This is a genomic window from Burkholderia pyrrocinia (assembly GCF_018417535.1).
Classification (GTDB): domain Bacteria; phylum Pseudomonadota; class Gammaproteobacteria; order Burkholderiales; family Burkholderiaceae; genus Burkholderia; species Burkholderia pyrrocinia_E.
This window is the reverse complement of the sequence record NZ_CP070977.1, coordinates 1,091,651-1,106,462: the sequence shown is the minus strand read 5'-3', so window position 1 is coordinate 1,106,462 and position 14,812 is coordinate 1,091,651. Positions and strand designations below refer to the sequence as shown.

Below are 14,812 nucleotides of genomic sequence, written 5' to 3'. Positions count from 1 at the left end.
GCGCGGGCACGAACGCCGCGCCATGAAACACGCGCACCGGATTGCCGCGCTCCAGCTCAACCACTCGCGCAAGGGCGCGATCGGCAGCCGTTCGTGTGGAACGCGACGAACCTGTCGCCGCCGATGCGCAAGAAGACGCCCGACCTGCCGTATGCGTACGGCGCCGACGTGACGCTCGTCTACCTCGAACAGCCGCGCGCGGAACTGTTGCGCCGTAATGCGCGGCGCGATACGTCGCTGACGAACCGCGCACTCGAGACGATGCTGCTGCGCCGGGATCTGCCGCGGCCGACCGAGGCGCACGCGGTGCGGTACGAAGTCCGACGCGGCAACGTCGTTGCTCGCGCCGGTACGCCGAATTTCACTGGCGGCGTACCGGCGCGCGTCATTTCAGTCCCGCATTCTGCTGCGTCGCGCACGCGCGCAGCGCGGCGACGAGGTCGGTCTTGCCCAGCTTCTCGAACAGATCGGCCATTTCCATCTGCGCGACGGGGTCGCCTTCGCGCGCCGCGCGCCAGCGCAACGACGCGATCGTCCCGCGCGTGCGCTCGCCGGGCGTTTCGCCGTCGTAGCCCGACATCGCCTGCAGCACGTCCGCGAGCTTGTTGTATCCGGCCGGCACGTGATGAACGAGCAGCCACGCGATCGCCGGCTGCGCGCCCTCCCAATCCTCGTCGTCGAGCGAGCTGTTCACCAGACGCGCGGCCGCGCGCCACGAACCGAGCGACGCTGCTTTCGCATAAGCGATATCGGCGTCGCGGCCGCGCGGCGCCAGCGCCGCATCGAACGCGGCCTGCGCTTCGGCCGACGGCGGCGGCAGCGCGAGCTTCGTGCAGCGGAAGTTGCCCGCATCGGGTCCGTTGCCGGGCAGGTCGGCCCAGCGCGCCTGGTCCTTCAATGCGCGATCGAGCGTCGGCCGCACGTCGCTTTCCTTCATCGACGCGAACACCCAGCCGGTACGAACATGGCGCGCGGCGTCCCAGTCGCTTTCGGCGAAGGCATGTTGCGCGAATGCCAGGCAACCGGCCAGGCAACCGATCCGGAACATCTTTCGGGCAGGAGATTTCATCTTGGATTCCGGTGTGTCGCGGGGTTGTCGACGCATCGCGGCCAGCCCGCGATGCGCCGGCCCTAGCTCGCCATGACGATGAATGCGGTAAGCGCGAACGGAAATAGCGCGACGCCGAGCAGCCCCACCACGCCGTCCGCCGCCATCGTGATCGGCGACAACGCCAGCTTGGCGCCCTTGCCGACTGCCGATAGCTTCTCCGTCACCGTGACCTGGTACGGACGATTGAACGCCTGCGGCACCGACGACGGCGTCACCTCGTTCGGCAGGTAGCGCTTGCCGCTGATCGTGCCTTCTTCCTCCAGGGAACCGTACGCTTCCTTGAAACCGTCCGCGAGCGCGCGCTCGCGCATCTCGGAGCCGTCCGGCGCATCCGCATAGCGGAGCCGCATCGCGTAACGACCGGTGATCCGCTCGCCGTGCGCCTCGAAATCGAGGAACGCCGTCTGAAGCTTCGGACGATAGGGTGCCGTGAGCACAGTCGCGAGACCCGGCGGCATATCGAAGATGTAGTGGTACTTTGTGCCGAGCACGACGAGTTGCTTGCCGTCCGCGGTAATCAGGAAGGTCGACAACGTTTCGTCGTATTTCGAATCCTTCATCCATTGCTTGGTGACGGGGCCAAAATCGGCGCAGCCGACGAGCATGCCGGACGCCGCCACGGCGGGTAGCGCGAGAAATGTTCTTCTTTTCATGAGTGCTGTACGAGTGTTGTTCGTTATTCAACGGAACCGCTTGAATGTCGGACACGGCGTTCGATGAACGCAGCGTCGTGACGGCCGTTCGTGCGGTTTCTTCGTGTGCGCATTGTAGGGCCAAAACGGTGAGCGCAGCATCGCCCCGGCGAAGCGCCGCGCCTGCGTGCGGTAGACTGCACGCTCGCTGGCCCGCCGCCCATTACACGACCGCTCGCGCCCACTCACACGCCATGGATCGAATCGATGCGATGAAGGTGTTCGTCGCTACGCTGGACGAGGGCAGCCTCGCGGGCGCGAGCCGGCGGCTCGGCCGGTCGCCGGCGGCGGTCAGCCGCGCGATCGCGTTTCTCGAGGAGCACACGGGCACCGCGCTGCTGTACCGGACCACCCGGACGATCCGGTTGAGCGAGGCCGGCGAACGCTACGCGGCCGCGTGCCGCCGCATCCTGTCCGATCTCGAGGAAGCCGACATGCTGGTCGCCGACGAACGCTCGGCGCCGCGCGGCATGTTGACGGTCACCGCGCCGGTCGCCGCGGGCGAGGACGTGCTGCGCGCGCTGCTCGACGAATTCATCGAACGCCATCCGGCCGTGTCGATCCGCCTGCAACTGCTCGACCGTCCCGTCAGCCTGATCGACGAAGGGATGGACGTCGCGCTGCGTATCGCACATCTGTCCGATTCCACGCTCGTCGCGATTCCGGTCGGCGCGGTGCGGCGGGTCGTGGTCGCGTCGCCCGATTACCTCGCAAAGCATCCGCCGATCGATACGCCGGCCGATCTCGCGCAGCACCGGATCATCTCGATGACGCACTTCGGACTCGATTCGTGGAGCTTCCCGCCGGCCGGGCCGTCTGCGCTCCCGCAGGTCGTACAGTTCGCGCCGCGCTTCATCGTCAATACGATCCGCGGCGCGGTGGCGTCGGCGGTCGCGGGCCACGGCGTCACGCGGCTTTTTTCCTACCACGTCGCTGAACAGGTGCGCGACGGGTCGCTGCGGATCGTGCTGCGCGGCAGCGAGCATGCGCCGTTGCCCATTCATCTCGTCACACCTTACGGTCGGCTGTCGGTCCCGAAGGTGCGCGCATTCGTCGATTTCGCGACACCGAGGCTGCGCGAGCACTTCGCGCGGCTCGCCACGATTACCGATGGCGATTGAGCCGGATTGCGGAAGAATGGCTTCCGTATGACATGGATTCTCCCGACAATCGACTCAATCTAGACTTCCTTCAACCGACGGCCGCACGCTCGCGCCCGTCCAGCAAAGGGAGGTCAACATGCAGCAAGCGCTTCTGGATCGGCCCCGTGCGGCCGCGTTCAACGTGTGGCGCGGCACGGTGTCCGGCGCCAGCGCCAGCCTGATCGGCATCGGCCTCGCGCGTTTCGCGTATACGCCGCTGCTTCCGGCGATCATCGGCGCGCACTGGTTCCCCGCGTCGACGGCCGCGTATCTCGGTGCGGCGAACCTCGGCGGATACCTGGCCGGCGCGCTCGTCGCCGGCCAGCTCGCGCGGCGCATGGGCTCGACCGGCGTGCTGCGCGCGATGATGCTGCTCGCGACGCTCGCGTTCGTCGCGTGCGCGCTGCCCGTGTCGTTCCTGTGGTTCTTCGTCTGGCGTTTCGCGTCCGGGTTGTCGGGCGGGGCCCTGATGGTGCTCGCCGCGCCGACGATCCTCGCGCACGTGCCGCCCGCGCGGCGCGGTTTCGCGAGCGGCGGGATCTTTACCGGAATCGGTCTCGGCATCGCGGCATCGGGCACGATTGTGCCGATCCTGCTGCGGCAGGGCCTCACCGCGACCTGGGTCGGGCTCGCGGCAGTGTCGCTGCTGCTGACGGCCGTCGCATGGCGCGGCTGGCCCGCCGACGATACGCCACCCGCCGCGGCCGCGCCTGCGCCTGCGCACGCGCGCGGTGTGCCGACCAGCAGCCTGCGCGCGCTGTACGTCGAATACGGACTGAACGCGGTCGGGCTGGTCCCGCACATGATCTTCCTCGTCGACTATGTCGCGCGCGGGCTCGGCAAGGGCGTCGACGCGGGCGCGCAGTACTGGGTGCTGTACGGGCTCGGCGCAATCGTCGGGCCGCTCGCATGCGGGCACCTGGCCGATCGCGCGGGCTTCGGCCGCGCGCTGCGTGCCGCGTTCGCGATCCAGGCCGTCGCCGTCGCGCTGCCGCTGTTCGGGCTCGGGCCGGGCGGTCTGATCGTGTCGAGCGTGCTGGTCGGCGCGTTCACGCCGGGCATCGTGCCGCTCGCGCTGGGTCGCGTGAACGAACTGCTCGCGCATCATCCGTCGGTCGCGAAGGGCGCGTGGCGCGGCGCGACGACCAGTTTCGCCGTCATGCAGGCGGTGGCGGCGTACGGTCTGTCTTACCTGTTCGCATCGAGCGGCGGCCGCTACGAAACGCTGTTCGCGGTCGGCGCCGCCGCGCTGGCGCTGGCGCTTGCGGTCGATCTGATTGCCACGGCGAGGGCGCGATGAGCACCATCCTCCGGACCCCGGCACCGGCGCGCGCCGAACCGACTCCCGCCAGCTATGCCGAACGCAACACGCGCTACTGGCGACGCAATCTCGCAGTCTGCGTGTTCGGGTCGTTCACGACGCTCGTCAGCCTGAGCATGCTGCTGCCGTTCCTGCCGCTGTACGTGCGGCAGCTCGGCGTCGACACGCAGTCGGCCGTGATCCAGTGGTCGGGCATCGCGTTCGGCGCGACGTTTCTCGGCACGGCCGTCACCGCGCCGCTGTGGGGCCGCCTCGCGGACCGCTTCGGCCGCAAGCCGATGCTCGTGCGCGCGGCGATCGGGATGGCCATCGTGATGTCGCTGATCGGCATCGCGCACAACGTGGTCGAACTCGTCGCGCTGCGACTGATCGCGGGGCTCGTCGGCGGCTACGCGTCGGCGTCGACCGTGATGGTCGGCACGCAGGCCCCGCGCGAGCGCGCGGGCTGGGCGCTCGGCATCCTGTCGACCGGCGCGCTTGCGGGCAATCTCGTCGGGCCGCTCGTCGGCGGATTGCTGCCGGGCTGGGTCGGCATTCGCGGCACGTTCTTCGCCGGCGGCGCGATGATCGCCGTCGCCGCGCTGCTGACGATCTTCGTCGTGAAGGAGGATTTCCACGCGGACACCGACGCGAAAGCGCGCAGCTCCGGCGCGGCCGCGAGTACGGCGCACCGCACGAATCGCGCGGCGGTCGCCGCGCTGCTGGTGACCGCGATGATGGTGCTGCTCGCGAACATGTCGATCGAGCCGATCATCACGATCTATATCGGCGGCCTCGGCGTAGGCGGCGATCACCTCGCGCGCGTCGCCGGCGTCGTGATGGCGTGTTCGGCGCTCGGCAGCATGCTGACCGCCGCGCGGCTCGGCGCGCTGGCCGACCGGATCGGCAGCTGGAACGTGATCGTCGGCTGCCTGCTGCTGACCGCGCTCGCGATGGTGCCGCAGGCGTTCGTCACGCACTGGTGGCAGCTTGCCGCGCTGCGCGTGCTGATGGGCATGACGCTCGCGGGCTTGCTGCCGTCGATCGGCAAGCTCGTGCGGCAATCGGTCGACGAGCGCGCGACCGGGCAGATGCTCGGCTACCTGCAGTCCGCGCAGTTCAGCGGGCAGGTGATCGGCCCGGTGATCGGCGGGCAGATCGGTGTCGCGCTCGGCCTGCATTCGGTGTTCTTCGTGACGGGCGTGCTGCTGGCGGCCTGTGCGGTGCTCGCGCACTGGGCGCGCCGCCGTTAGCGGCGGGCCTGCGGATCGGGGGCTGGCGTAGGATGGGCGCAGTGGCAGGTGCCGCGCACGGAAGCGGCGACAACGCACACCTTCGCCACGCGTTCCGGACGCCGCATCTCAAGGCGGGCGATCGTTTTGGACACCGCTTTCACATGACCGGCTGCGCGCAAAGAACGACGAACGCGCGTCCTGCCGGCCCCGACCAACGCGCATCGACCCGCATGCGGTCGATGCATTTCGATTGCGGATATCGCAGGAGGCAACCGACATGAATCACTCGACCGATAACCGGACGCTGTTGCGCACGCTCGGCATTCGCGCACCGATCGTCCAGGCGCCGATGGCCGGCGTCAGCACGCCGGCACTCGCTGCGGCGGTGTCGAACGCGGGCGGGCTCGGCTCGCTCGGTGTCGGCGCGACGAACGCCGACGGCGCGCGCAAGATGATCCGCGACACGCGCGCGCTCACCGACCGGCCATTCAACATCAACGTGTTCTGCCACAGTCCGGCCCGGGCCGATGCGGCCGTCGAACGCGCGTGGCTCGACTGGCTCGCACCCACGTTCCGCGAATACGGCGCGACGCCGCCCGCATCGCTGTCGGAAATCTATACGAGCTTCGTCGCGGACGACGCAATGCAGGCGATGCTCACCGAAGAAAAGCCGGCCGTGGTCAGCTTCCATTTCGGGCTGCCGTCCGCGGACGTGATCGCCGCCCTGAAGCGCGCGGGCATCACGCTGTTCGCGGCCGCGACGAATCTCGACGAAGCGCGGCAGATCGCCGCCGCCGGCATCGACGCGATCGTCGCACAAGGCATCGAAGCCGGCGGGCACCGCGGCGTGTTCGATTCGACCGCCCACGACGATCGCCTCGGCACGTTTGCGCTGACGCGCCTGATCGCGCGCGAATGTGCGCTGCCCGTGATCGCCGCCGGCGGCATCATGGACGGCGAAGGCATCGCCGCTGCGCTTGCGCTCGGTGCGCAGGCCGCGCAACTCGGCACCGCGTTCGTCGCGTGCCCGGAGACGTCGATCGACGACGGCTATCGCCGCGCGATCCTCGGCGACGCGGCGCGCCGCACGACGTTTACCTCCGCGATCTCGGGCCGTGTCGCGCGCGGCATCGCGAACCGGCTGACCGCGCTCGGCGACGACCCGCACGCGCCGGCCACGCCCGCGTATCCGATCGCGTACGACGCGGGCAAGGCGCTGCATGCGGCCGCGAAGGCAAAGGGCGAATTCGGCTACGGCGCGCAGTGGGCCGGGCAGGCAGCGCCGCTCGTCCGCCCGCTGCCGGCCGCCGAGCTGTTCGCGACGCTCGAACGCGAAACGCGGGCTGCGATCGAGCGCTTGCAGCACGCACTGGACTGATCGCGATCCACGGGCTGCGGGCACGTGCCGGCGATCGTGCCGCGGATCGCCGCGCAGAACGTGCTCCGGCCGCCGCCGATTTGCAATGTTCTGTATCTGGGCTGACCCCGGATACAGCGTGATACAACGCGTGTTCGGGCATCCGCTATAAAGCAGGCATGACCTCTTCGAGAGCCCATCATGTCTGCAACCTGGTTCAAAGGGTCCTGCCATTGCGGGGCTGTCAAATTCGAAGTGATAACGGCGATTGCGCCGGCGGCCCGCTGCAACTGCAGCCTGTGCCGCCGACGCGGCGCGCTGATGAGCCCGATGTTCGCCGCTGACGACCTGAAGATCGTCGAAGGCGAGGGCGCGCTAACGTGCTACCGCTTCAACACGCGCACGGCCCGTCACTATTTCTGCAGCCGTTGCGGCGTCTATCCGTTCCATCAGACGCGCAAGGACCCCGCATGCTGGCGCGTCAATCTCGGCTGCCTCGACGGCATCGATCCGTATGCGCTCGACGCAACGGTCGCCGACGGCGCGAGCCTGTCGGTCGTGGAGGACGCATGAAACGCTGGCTGATGATCCTGCTGTTTGCCGCAGGCGGGCTCGCGACCGAAATCGCGCATCCGGTGCAATGCTCGCTATTGTCGGAAAGCCGCCTGCAGACCGGCAAGCGCCGCCGGCAGGACTGACGGCGATCCGGCCGCGGCGCGCCATCCCGCCGGTTCATCGAGACCGATTATCATGCTTCCGATAATATCGCACGCGATATATAATGCGCTTATCTGCGACCGTTCGCGTTGCTGGAGGAAGTTGATGAAACCGACCGAAGCCCCATCGCTCGCCGCGCCGAAGCTGTCCGAGTTCCTGTGTTTTGCGATCTACTCGACGAACCTCGCGTTCGGCAAGGCCTACAAGCCGATCCTCGACGAGCTCGGCCTCACGTATACGCAATACATCACGATCATTGCACTGTGGGAGCACGACAACCAGACGGTCGGCCAGCTCGGCGAGAAGCTGTTCCTCGAATCCAATACGCTGACGCCGATCCTGAAGAAGCTCGAGGCGATGGGTTACCTGGAGCGGCACCGCGATCCGTCGGACGAACGCCAGGTGCTCGTCAGCCTGACGAAGAGCGGCCGCCGCGTGCGCGAGAAGGGGATCGACATGAATCTGGTCGAAGCCACCGGGTTGAAGCCGGACGAATTCGCGAAGATGCAGAAGGCGATCGTCACGCTGCGCGGCAACCTGATCCGGTCGACCGAAGAATAAACGCACTGGCAGCAACGCGGCCGACGCGCGTATCGCGTCGGCCGCGTTGTCATGCGTGCTCGTCGCCCAGCACCAGCAGGTTCATCTCGCGACGAACGACAAAACCGAGTGCGAGGTAGCGCTCGATCGCGACCTGGTTCGACGTGAGGACGTGCAGGAACGGCGTTTCCGCGCGCGCCCCGGTCGCCGCAATCAACGACCGGATCAGCCGCGCCGCCAGGCCTTGCCGCCGAAACGCGGCATCCACGCAGACGGCGCTGATCTCGGTATAGCCATCGATCTGCATCCGCTCGCCGGCCATCGCGGCCAGCCGGCCTTCGCTGCGCACGCCGATATAGTCGCCGAGCTCGATCGTGCGCGGGCCGAACGGGCCGGGCTGCGCGGCCGTGGTCAGCGCGAGCATGTCCGGCACATCGGTTTCGGCGAGCGTGACATGCTCCGATGCATACGTCGGGTCGGGTGCCCCTTGCCAGATCATTTGAAGCAATGTCGCGCGCCGGATCACCGACAATCGCGCTGGAGTCTCGATCTCGTCCGGCGTGACCAATGCCGCCGGCCCGTGCGCGGCGATCAGTTCGCGCAACGCGTCGAACGATGCCGGGCCCGTGTCGGCGATCGCGGCGAACGGCGCAATGGCCGCTGGAAACCGTAGCGCGCGGTCGTTGCCGAGCGCAAAGCGGCGCTGTTTGCCCGTGAGCGCATTCCAGACGACATGGTCGAGCGGGTGTGCATTACCTGTCGCATTTCCGGTTGTGGCATCCGGCATCGGCTGCTCCTCGATTGATGATTTCGTGTCGCACAGAATAGACCGGGATCGGCCGGGCGGGTAGCGCCGTAGCGACAGGGATCGCGTCATTTGCGCGGGGCACGTTGCCGTACTTCGCGCCGGACGATCGAGCCATGTCCGGGAAACATCGATGCAAATCCGGGCGCCGAAAATAGAAAAAGCGCACGCGATTACATCGCATGCGCTTCATATGACGAACGTGGACGGCCGATTCCGTCGTGCAATGCTCAATGACCGAAATAGATCGAGCGCTCGGCCGTGCGAACCGCGCTGCGGCTGCCGGACTGCGTCGCGCCATCGGCATCGTTGCCAAAACCGGATGCCATCGTATCGGCCGCGCCGGCGCCGCTGTCGTGAATCCGGCTCAGCGCCGCCTGGAGATTGTCCGGGTAGTTCGGATCGTTGGGGCGGTTCGGCAGGTAGCCGGCCTGCTGCAACGCGGCCAGTTCCGCGCGCACCTGCGCGCGCGTCACGGTGCTTTCGCCGGCGTTAGCCGGCGCGACGACGGCGGCCGACACGGCAACCAGGAGGGCGGCAATCAGTTGGGTCTTCATCATTCCCCTCGAAAAGAAATCACGAACTCAGGAGTCGCGCACCGCACGCCGGCAACCGGCGCCGTTCACGGTTTCGTTCAATGACCGAAGTAGATCGAGCGCTCGGCCGTGCGCGTCGCGGGCCGGCTGCCCGATTGCGTGGCGGCGATGGCGTCGCGGCCGTAACCGGATGCCGATGCCTCGGCCGTCACGGCGTCGTTCGCGTGAACACGCGTCAGTGCGGCCTGCAGGTCGTCCGGATAGTGCGGATCGTTCGCGCGGCCCGGCCGATAGCCGGCTTGTTCGAGCTGGACGAGTTCGGCACGCACTTGCGCGCGGGACACGCCGGCTTCGTCGGCAAACGCCGGGGCGGCAACAGTTGCAGAAACAGCCACGAGAACGGCAGCGATCAGTTGGGTCTTCATGATTCACCTCGACAAGAAGGGATGGGATGCGGGAAAGCGGCGCTCGGCCGCCCGATGCAACGTTCAGGCGATACGGATGTCGACGTCGATGTTGCCGCGCGTCGCCTTCGAATACGGGCAGGTCTGGTGCGCGGCATCGACGATGCGTTGTGCGACGTCGCGATCGAGCCCCGGCACGCTCACGTTCAGCCGGGCCTGCAGGAAGTACGCGTTGCCGGCCGTGCCGAGATCCACTTCGGCGTCGACGGCGAGATCGGCCGGCAGCGTCACCTTCGCGGCACGCGCCGCAAGCTGCATCGCACCGATGAAGCAGGCCGACCAGCCGGCCGCGAACAGTTGCTCCGGGTTGGTGCCGGTGCCGGCGCTGCCCGGCGACGACAACTGGATGTCGAGGCGGCCGTCGGAACTGCGAGCCGTGCCGTCGCGGCCGCCCGAAGTCGTATGCGTCTTGCCCGTGTACAGCACTTTTTCGATCTTGCTCATCATTTGCTCCGTCAGTTGGCAGGGTTTTCTCAGATGCGATTCGATCGCATGCGATGGAGTTTCATCGAGTCGATCATCCACGTCAAGCGCATTCGATTAAATCGCATGCGCTATTTTGTATTCCAATGTATCCGGAACGCGTCGGGCATTGCTGGACAAGGCTTTCAGGCGATCAATCCCTGATATTCAGGGGCGGGAGCACGCGGTGCCTGCGGGGAGGGGCGGGCGGAAACGCCCGCGGTACGCGATTGCCGCCCCGCAAGGCGGCCGACTGGTCACGCCGGGTCGATCTCGGCAATCACGACGAGGATGACGGCCGCATCGGCCGGCAACTGGCGCTGGGAGAACGCCGAACGCGCGTGTCCCGCCTTGCTGCCCAGCACGGCGCCGAACAGGTCCGACGCGCCGTCGATCACGGCCGGCTGTCCGAAAAAGCCGTCGGCGGAGCTCACGTGCCCCTCGACGCGCACGATCTTGCGCAGTCGCTCGAACCCGCCCGGATGCCTGCGGATTTGCGCGAGCACATTCAGCGCCGCAAGCCGCGCGGCATCGCGGCCTTCGTCGACGTTCAGTTGTTCGCCGACGCGGCCGGTATAGGCGACCCTGCCGTCGACGAGCGGCAGTTGTCCCGACACGAACAGCAGGTTGCCGGCTTCGCTGACGGCCGTATAGCTGCCGAGCGGGTTCGGCGGTTCGGGTAACGCGAGGCCGAGTTCGGCCAGTTTCTGTTCGACGGTCATGTCGTTCTCCTTGCGGGAAAATGGATCGGGCGATCGGTGTTGCCTGTCAGTCACTCTAGTCATGCGGCCGAAGCCGGTAAATGTCAGCGGCGCAATTGATTCGGGACACCGTGTAACGAATCGCGCCGCGCGCGCCGGCTGGTTTCCCGCGCGATATTCATGCACACTCGTTGCTTCATCGCGCGCCTCACGCCGGAGATGGCAGGAACCGCCCCATGCAACGACAATTCGACGACCTGCTGCTGGGCAGCATCGAGCTGTTCTGTCTCGCTGCCGAACTCGGCAGTTTCACGCTGGCGGCAACCGCGGCGAGCGTCACGCCAGCCGCGGTCAGCCGGTCGGTGGCGCGGCTCGAGGAGCGGCTCGGCGTGCGGCTGTTCGTGCGCACGACACGGCAGATCCGCCTGACCGATTCCGGCCGGCGCTATTTCGAGCAATGCCGCGATGCGCTGTCGCAACTCGTCGACGCGGAACGCGAAGCGACCGGCCAGCAGGCAACGCCCGCCGGCGTGCTCCGGATCAGCATGCCGACGCCGTACGGGCACTATCGCGTGCTGCCGCTGCTGCCCGCGTTTCGCGAGCGCTATCCGGACGTGCGCGTCGAAACCCACCTGAGCAACCGCAACATCGACTTCGCCGAAGAAGGCTTCGATCTCGCGATTCGCGGCCGCGCACCGGCCGATTCGAACCTGGTCGCGCGCAAGCTGGAGGACGCCGAACTCGTGATCGTCGCCACGCCCGGCTACCTGAAGCGCGCGGGCATGCCGAGCGCCATCGACGATCTGCATGCGCACGAATGCATCCAGTTCGAGCTGCCGAGCAGCGGGCGGCCGATTCCGTGGCTGTTCGACGACGGATCGGACGAGATCGAAATCGCGACGACCGGCAACTACAGCACGTCGGGCGACGTCCTCGCCGGCGTGACGCTCGCGCGCAGCGGTGCGGGCCTGTTCCAGACCTACCGCTTCATCGTCGAACAGGACCTGCGCGCCGGCACGCTCGTGGAGGTGCTGCCCGGCCTTGGCGGCCGGTCGCGGCCGTTCATGCTGCTGTATCCGCATGCGCGTTTTCTGTCGTCGCGCGTGCGCGTGTTCGTCGATTTTCTCGTCGAGCATCTGGAGCGTGCGCCCGCCAAGAAGGCGGGCGGTACACGCACCAAACGAGCCGGCGCATCGCGATAGGCACGCCGGCTCGTTTTCGACACCGCGGCTCAATGCCCGGCGCTCTGGCCGCCGTCGACGTGCAGAATCTCGCCGGTGACGAACGGCGCCGAGTCGAGATACAGGATCGCGTCGACGATGTCGCTCATCTCGCCCATGCGGCCGACCGGGTGCAGCGACGCGAGCGTCGCATGCGTTTCGGGTGCATGCATCGGCGACTTGATGATGCCCGGCGACACCGCATTGACGCGGATGCCGGCCTTCGCATATTCGATCGCGAGCGACTTCGTCGCCGCATTCAATCCGCCTTTCGTCAGCGATGCGAGCACCGACGGCACGTTGCTGTTCGCGTGATCGATCAGGCTCGTCGTGATGCTGACCACGTGCCCGCTGCCGTGCTGCTGCATCGCGGCGATCGCGCGCTGCGTGACGTGGAAGAAACCGCTCAGGTTGACGCTCGTGATCTGCGCGTAGTCGTCCGCGGTGTACTGCGTGAACGGCTTCGCGATGAACACGCCGGCGTTGTTGACGAGCGTGTCGACGCGGCCGAAGCGTTCGATTGCCGCGTCGACCACGCGGCGCGCGACGGCCGGATCGCCGATGTCGCCCGCGACGGTGACGAGATCGGGATCGTTCGACGGCCCGATCGAACGGGAAGTCGCGACGACGCGATGGCCGCGTGCCCGGAAGGCGTTGACCGTTTCCGCGCCGATGCCTTGCGATGCGCCGGTGACGATGATGACTTTGGATGCGCTCATGACATGCCTCGATAGGTGAAGGGTGTTCGGCTTCAGTGCCGACCGGATCGATGAATCCGATGGGCAGACTGTAGGCGCGTCGCGTCCGGCTTCGAACACCCGCCGTGGAGCAACAGTCTTGCGTCGCGGGAACAAATGCAGGGGAGGCCGGGTTTGAAGCGGGGTGCAATCTCATCGACGGGATCGACTTTTCCACGGCCTGACGAGCCGGGCCGATCGCCGGAAGCCTGGGCGGTGACTGCGCGTGGGCGATCGCCATCACCATCGCCATCGTTCACGACAACACGGTCGAAATACGACCAATACCGCATCCCGATTTTTCCGTCACGGAACACTCAGTTGGATAAATTGAAGCGGCTATCCGGATAACTTTTCTTATCACAACAGCACGATTACCAATCAAAACTCGCCGCTACCGAAACGTGCGTGACGCTACCGTCCAGACCGTTCTCATGCGACTCGCTGTCGATTCGAGGGCAGGGAAGCGGTCGTAAAAGCGCCGCCGCCCCAGCCAGCGGCGGTCTCGAAGCGAACGCGCGCATCGCGTCCGACTGCGTGTCGAGCGCGGCGCCGGTCGAAGCGGCGCGCCAGCGATGCCGACAAGGTCAACGGGGCAAGGACAGCGGAGGAACTGGCAGTCGTGGTAGTTGCCGCGATGCGTTCGGTCGCGGGCATCCACGCGCGCTTGCGTCGGTCCGGCCTGCCGGTTTTGCTATATTTCAGCGAACAAGCCGCGAGGTTGTTTCGGCACGCTGCAACTCCGTCCCGCGTCAACAAAACACGTGACGCATACCGGTGTTGCGTCTGACTTCTACCCGTTCTCGAGATGTGGCCATGGATTACATTGAAAGCATGCGTATCTTTCGAACGGTGGTCGAACTGAAGAGCTTCACCCGGGCGGCCGATCATCACGGCATGGCGCCGCCGGCGGTGTCGAAAGCGATCGCGGCGCTCGAACAGCGGATGGGGTGCCGGCTGTTGAACCGGACGACCCGCCGGCTATCGCTCACGGAAGCCGCGGAGCGGTTCTACGAAAGCTGCGTGCGTATTCTCGAAGAGGTGGATACGGTCGAGGCGGAGGTCGCGAACCAGACGCGGGAGGCCCAGGGCGTGTTGCGCCTGGTCGCGCATGCAACTGCGACGATACAGCGGCTCGTCCCGCTGATTGCAGGATTCAAGCGGGCCCATCCGAAGGTCACGCTGGACGTGACGCTGACGGAGCGGCCGGTCGACCTGGTCGGTGAAGGGTACGACCTGGCCATTGTCGTCCCCTTCATGCTGATGAGCGAGACGACGGTCGTCCGCGTGCTCGACCGGATTCCCGTGGTCATCGTGGCGACGCCCGACTACCTGAAGACGGCATCGACACCCGCGCATCCGTCGGATCTGGCCACGCACCATTTCGTGCCGCTGTCGCCGTCGATCCGCCGTCCCGACCTGCGCTTCCGGATCGACGGGCAGGAACTCGCCATTGCGCTGAGCTTCGACGTTTCGTCCAACAGTCCCGCGTTCAACCGCGAGTTGGTGCTGCAGGGAATGGGCATCGGCATCGCGCCGCTGGCGCTGGTCGAAAACGACCTGGCTTCCGGAAAGCTGCTGCGGCTGCTCGCCGACTTCCCGCTGGTCGACGAGAGCATCGAGCTTCAGCTCGCTTACAGCAACCGGACGCTGCTGCCGGCCAAGGTGCGCGCCTTCATCGACTACGCGGTCGATTTCTTCGAAACCTCGAGAACCCGTTAAGCCGCAGTCCGCGCGCCATTCCTGCACGCATTCCTGCACGAAGCCGCAACAATCTGATAACCCGCCCGCCA

At 67.0% G+C, this 14,812-nt stretch carries 17 protein-coding genes and 1 pseudogene; 10 read left to right on the top strand and 8 right to left on the bottom strand.

Going from position 1 to position 14,812, the window contains the following annotated elements; translation table 11 throughout:
• Positions 1 to 75: 75 nt before the first annotated feature.
• A pseudogene (locus tag JYG32_RS38835) lies at positions 76 to 321 on the top strand (AAA family ATPase); the annotation flags it as partial.
• Between the two features lie 64 nt (positions 322 to 385).
• Here the strand turns inward: JYG32_RS38835 and JYG32_RS05245 are convergent.
• The gene (locus JYG32_RS05245; RefSeq protein WP_213264885.1) at positions 386 to 1,069 is read right to left on the bottom strand and encodes a hypothetical protein; all 684 of its coding nucleotides are present in this window, start codon (positions 1,067 to 1,069) and stop codon (positions 386 to 388) included.
• Positions 1,070 to 1,131: 62 nt separating this feature from the next.
• Positions 1,132 to 1,764: a 5-formyltetrahydrofolate cyclo-ligase gene (locus JYG32_RS05240; protein ID WP_213264884.1), complete on the bottom strand. Its 633-nt coding sequence runs from the start codon at positions 1,762 to 1,764 to the stop codon at positions 1,132 to 1,134.
• A 233-nt stretch (positions 1,765 to 1,997) separates the two neighbouring features.
• Here JYG32_RS05240 and JYG32_RS05235 point away from each other — a divergent pair, with 233 nt between their 5' ends.
• The 7 genes from JYG32_RS05235 to JYG32_RS05210 all read left to right on the top strand — a co-directional run bounded on the left by JYG32_RS05235 (position 1,998) and on the right by JYG32_RS05210 (position 8,115).
• Positions 1,998 to 2,924: a LysR family transcriptional regulator gene (locus JYG32_RS05235; protein ID WP_213264883.1), complete on the top strand. Its 927-nt coding sequence runs from the start codon at positions 1,998 to 2,000 to the stop codon at positions 2,922 to 2,924.
• A 118-nt stretch (positions 2,925 to 3,042) separates the two neighbouring features.
• A complete protein-coding gene (locus JYG32_RS05230) occupies positions 3,043 to 4,245 on the top strand; it encodes a YbfB/YjiJ family MFS transporter (protein WP_213264882.1) in 1,203 nt (400 codons plus the stop codon).
• Complete coding sequence (locus JYG32_RS05225) at positions 4,242 to 5,498, top strand: MFS transporter (RefSeq protein ID WP_213264881.1); 1,257 nt, start codon at positions 4,242 to 4,244, stop codon at positions 5,496 to 5,498. Before JYG32_RS05230 ends, JYG32_RS05225 begins: the two co-directional genes overlap by 4 nt.
• A 259-nt stretch (positions 5,499 to 5,757) precedes the next feature.
• A complete protein-coding gene (locus tag JYG32_RS05220) occupies positions 5,758 to 6,858 on the top strand; it encodes an NAD(P)H-dependent flavin oxidoreductase (protein ID WP_213264880.1) in 1,101 nt (366 codons plus the stop codon).
• Positions 6,859 to 7,038: 180 nt separating this feature from the next.
• A complete protein-coding gene (locus JYG32_RS05215; protein WP_174380291.1) occupies positions 7,039 to 7,410 on the top strand; it encodes a GFA family protein in 372 nt (123 codons plus the stop codon).
• On the top strand, positions 7,407 to 7,535 hold the full coding sequence (locus JYG32_RS39440) for a hypothetical protein (RefSeq protein ID WP_258281806.1): 129 nt from the start codon (positions 7,407 to 7,409) through the stop codon (positions 7,533 to 7,535). Before JYG32_RS05215 ends, JYG32_RS39440 begins: the two co-directional genes overlap by 4 nt.
• Positions 7,536 to 7,659: 124 nt before the next feature.
• Positions 7,660 to 8,115 (top strand): MarR family winged helix-turn-helix transcriptional regulator, encoded by a 456-nt coding sequence (locus JYG32_RS05210; protein ID WP_174380290.1) that lies wholly within the window; start codon positions 7,660 to 7,662, stop codon positions 8,113 to 8,115.
• A gap of 49 nt (positions 8,116 to 8,164) precedes the next feature.
• On the opposite strand, the gene JYG32_RS05205 is transcribed toward JYG32_RS05210, so the two are convergent.
• The 5 genes from JYG32_RS05205 to JYG32_RS05185 all read right to left on the bottom strand — a co-directional run bounded on the left by JYG32_RS05205 (position 8,165) and on the right by JYG32_RS05185 (position 11,083).
• On the bottom strand, positions 8,165 to 8,881 hold the full coding sequence (locus JYG32_RS05205; RefSeq protein ID WP_174380289.1) for a GNAT family N-acetyltransferase: 717 nt from the start codon (positions 8,879 to 8,881) through the stop codon (positions 8,165 to 8,167).
• A 248-nt stretch (positions 8,882 to 9,129) separates the two neighbouring features.
• Positions 9,130 to 9,459 carry a DUF4148 domain-containing protein gene (locus JYG32_RS05200; RefSeq protein ID WP_213264879.1) on the bottom strand — a complete coding sequence of 110 codons (330 nt, stop codon included), beginning with the start codon at positions 9,457 to 9,459 and terminating at the stop codon, positions 9,130 to 9,132.
• A 74-nt stretch (positions 9,460 to 9,533) separates the two neighbouring features.
• Positions 9,534 to 9,860 carry a DUF4148 domain-containing protein gene (locus JYG32_RS05195; protein WP_213264878.1) on the bottom strand — a complete coding sequence of 109 codons (327 nt, stop codon included), beginning with the start codon at positions 9,858 to 9,860 and terminating at the stop codon, positions 9,534 to 9,536.
• 63 nt (positions 9,861 to 9,923) lie between these two features.
• Complete coding sequence (locus JYG32_RS05190; protein ID WP_174380287.1) at positions 9,924 to 10,343, bottom strand: organic hydroperoxide resistance protein; 420 nt, start codon at positions 10,341 to 10,343, stop codon at positions 9,924 to 9,926.
• A 275-nt stretch (positions 10,344 to 10,618) separates the two neighbouring features.
• The gene (locus JYG32_RS05185; RefSeq protein WP_213264877.1) at positions 10,619 to 11,083 is read right to left on the bottom strand and encodes a RidA family protein; all 465 of its coding nucleotides are present in this window, start codon (positions 11,081 to 11,083) and stop codon (positions 10,619 to 10,621) included.
• A 215-nt stretch (positions 11,084 to 11,298) separates the two neighbouring features.
• Between JYG32_RS05185 and JYG32_RS05180 the strand changes: the two genes are divergently transcribed.
• Positions 11,299 to 12,264, top strand: a complete 966-nt coding sequence (locus tag JYG32_RS05180; protein WP_213264876.1) for a LysR family transcriptional regulator — start codon at positions 11,299 to 11,301, stop codon at positions 12,262 to 12,264.
• A gap of 29 nt (positions 12,265 to 12,293) precedes the next feature.
• On the opposite strand, the gene JYG32_RS05175 is transcribed toward JYG32_RS05180, so the two are convergent.
• The gene (locus JYG32_RS05175; RefSeq protein WP_174380284.1) at positions 12,294 to 13,001 is read right to left on the bottom strand and encodes an SDR family NAD(P)-dependent oxidoreductase; all 708 of its coding nucleotides are present in this window, start codon (positions 12,999 to 13,001) and stop codon (positions 12,294 to 12,296) included.
• 834 nt (positions 13,002 to 13,835) lie between these two features.
• Here JYG32_RS05175 and JYG32_RS05170 point away from each other — a divergent pair.
• Positions 13,836 to 14,741, top strand: a complete 906-nt coding sequence (locus JYG32_RS05170) for a LysR family transcriptional regulator (RefSeq protein ID WP_213264875.1) — start codon at positions 13,836 to 13,838, stop codon at positions 14,739 to 14,741.
• Positions 14,742 to 14,812: the final 71 nt, after the last annotated feature.

What these genes read in the sequence shown, in the direction of transcription:
- JYG32_RS05245 (WP_213264885.1), bottom strand. Translation starts at nt 1,069, where the DNA reads ATGAAATCTCCTGCCCGAAAGATGTTCCGGATCGGTTGCCTGGCCGGT.
- JYG32_RS05240 (WP_213264884.1), bottom strand. Translation starts at nt 1,764, where the DNA reads ATGAAAAGAAGAACATTTCTCGCGCTACCCGCCGTGGCGGCGTCCGGC.
- JYG32_RS05235 (WP_213264883.1), top strand. Translation starts at nt 1,998, where the DNA reads ATGGATCGAATCGATGCGATGAAGGTGTTCGTCGCTACGCTGGACGAG.
- JYG32_RS05230 (WP_213264882.1), top strand. Translation starts at nt 3,043, where the DNA reads ATGCAGCAAGCGCTTCTGGATCGGCCCCGTGCGGCCGCGTTCAACGTG.
- JYG32_RS05225 (WP_213264881.1), top strand. Translation starts at nt 4,242, where the DNA reads ATGAGCACCATCCTCCGGACCCCGGCACCGGCGCGCGCCGAACCGACT.
- JYG32_RS05220 (WP_213264880.1), top strand. Translation starts at nt 5,758, where the DNA reads ATGAATCACTCGACCGATAACCGGACGCTGTTGCGCACGCTCGGCATT.
- JYG32_RS05215 (WP_174380291.1), top strand. Translation starts at nt 7,039, where the DNA reads ATGTCTGCAACCTGGTTCAAAGGGTCCTGCCATTGCGGGGCTGTCAAA.
- JYG32_RS39440 (WP_258281806.1), top strand. Translation starts at nt 7,407, where the DNA reads ATGAAACGCTGGCTGATGATCCTGCTGTTTGCCGCAGGCGGGCTCGCG.
- JYG32_RS05210 (WP_174380290.1), top strand. Translation starts at nt 7,660, where the DNA reads ATGAAACCGACCGAAGCCCCATCGCTCGCCGCGCCGAAGCTGTCCGAG.
- JYG32_RS05205 (WP_174380289.1), bottom strand. Translation starts at nt 8,881, where the DNA reads ATGCCGGATGCCACAACCGGAAATGCGACAGGTAATGCACACCCGCTC.
- JYG32_RS05200 (WP_213264879.1), bottom strand. Translation starts at nt 9,459, where the DNA reads ATGATGAAGACCCAACTGATTGCCGCCCTCCTGGTTGCCGTGTCGGCC.
- JYG32_RS05195 (WP_213264878.1), bottom strand. Translation starts at nt 9,860, where the DNA reads ATGAAGACCCAACTGATCGCTGCCGTTCTCGTGGCTGTTTCTGCAACT.
- JYG32_RS05190 (WP_174380287.1), bottom strand. Translation starts at nt 10,343, where the DNA reads ATGAGCAAGATCGAAAAAGTGCTGTACACGGGCAAGACGCATACGACT.
- JYG32_RS05185 (WP_213264877.1), bottom strand. Translation starts at nt 11,083, where the DNA reads ATGACCGTCGAACAGAAACTGGCCGAACTCGGCCTCGCGTTACCCGAA.
- JYG32_RS05180 (WP_213264876.1), top strand. Translation starts at nt 11,299, where the DNA reads ATGCAACGACAATTCGACGACCTGCTGCTGGGCAGCATCGAGCTGTTC.
- JYG32_RS05175 (WP_174380284.1), bottom strand. Translation starts at nt 13,001, where the DNA reads ATGAGCGCATCCAAAGTCATCATCGTCACCGGCGCATCGCAAGGCATC.
- JYG32_RS05170 (WP_213264875.1), top strand. Translation starts at nt 13,836, where the DNA reads ATGGATTACATTGAAAGCATGCGTATCTTTCGAACGGTGGTCGAACTG.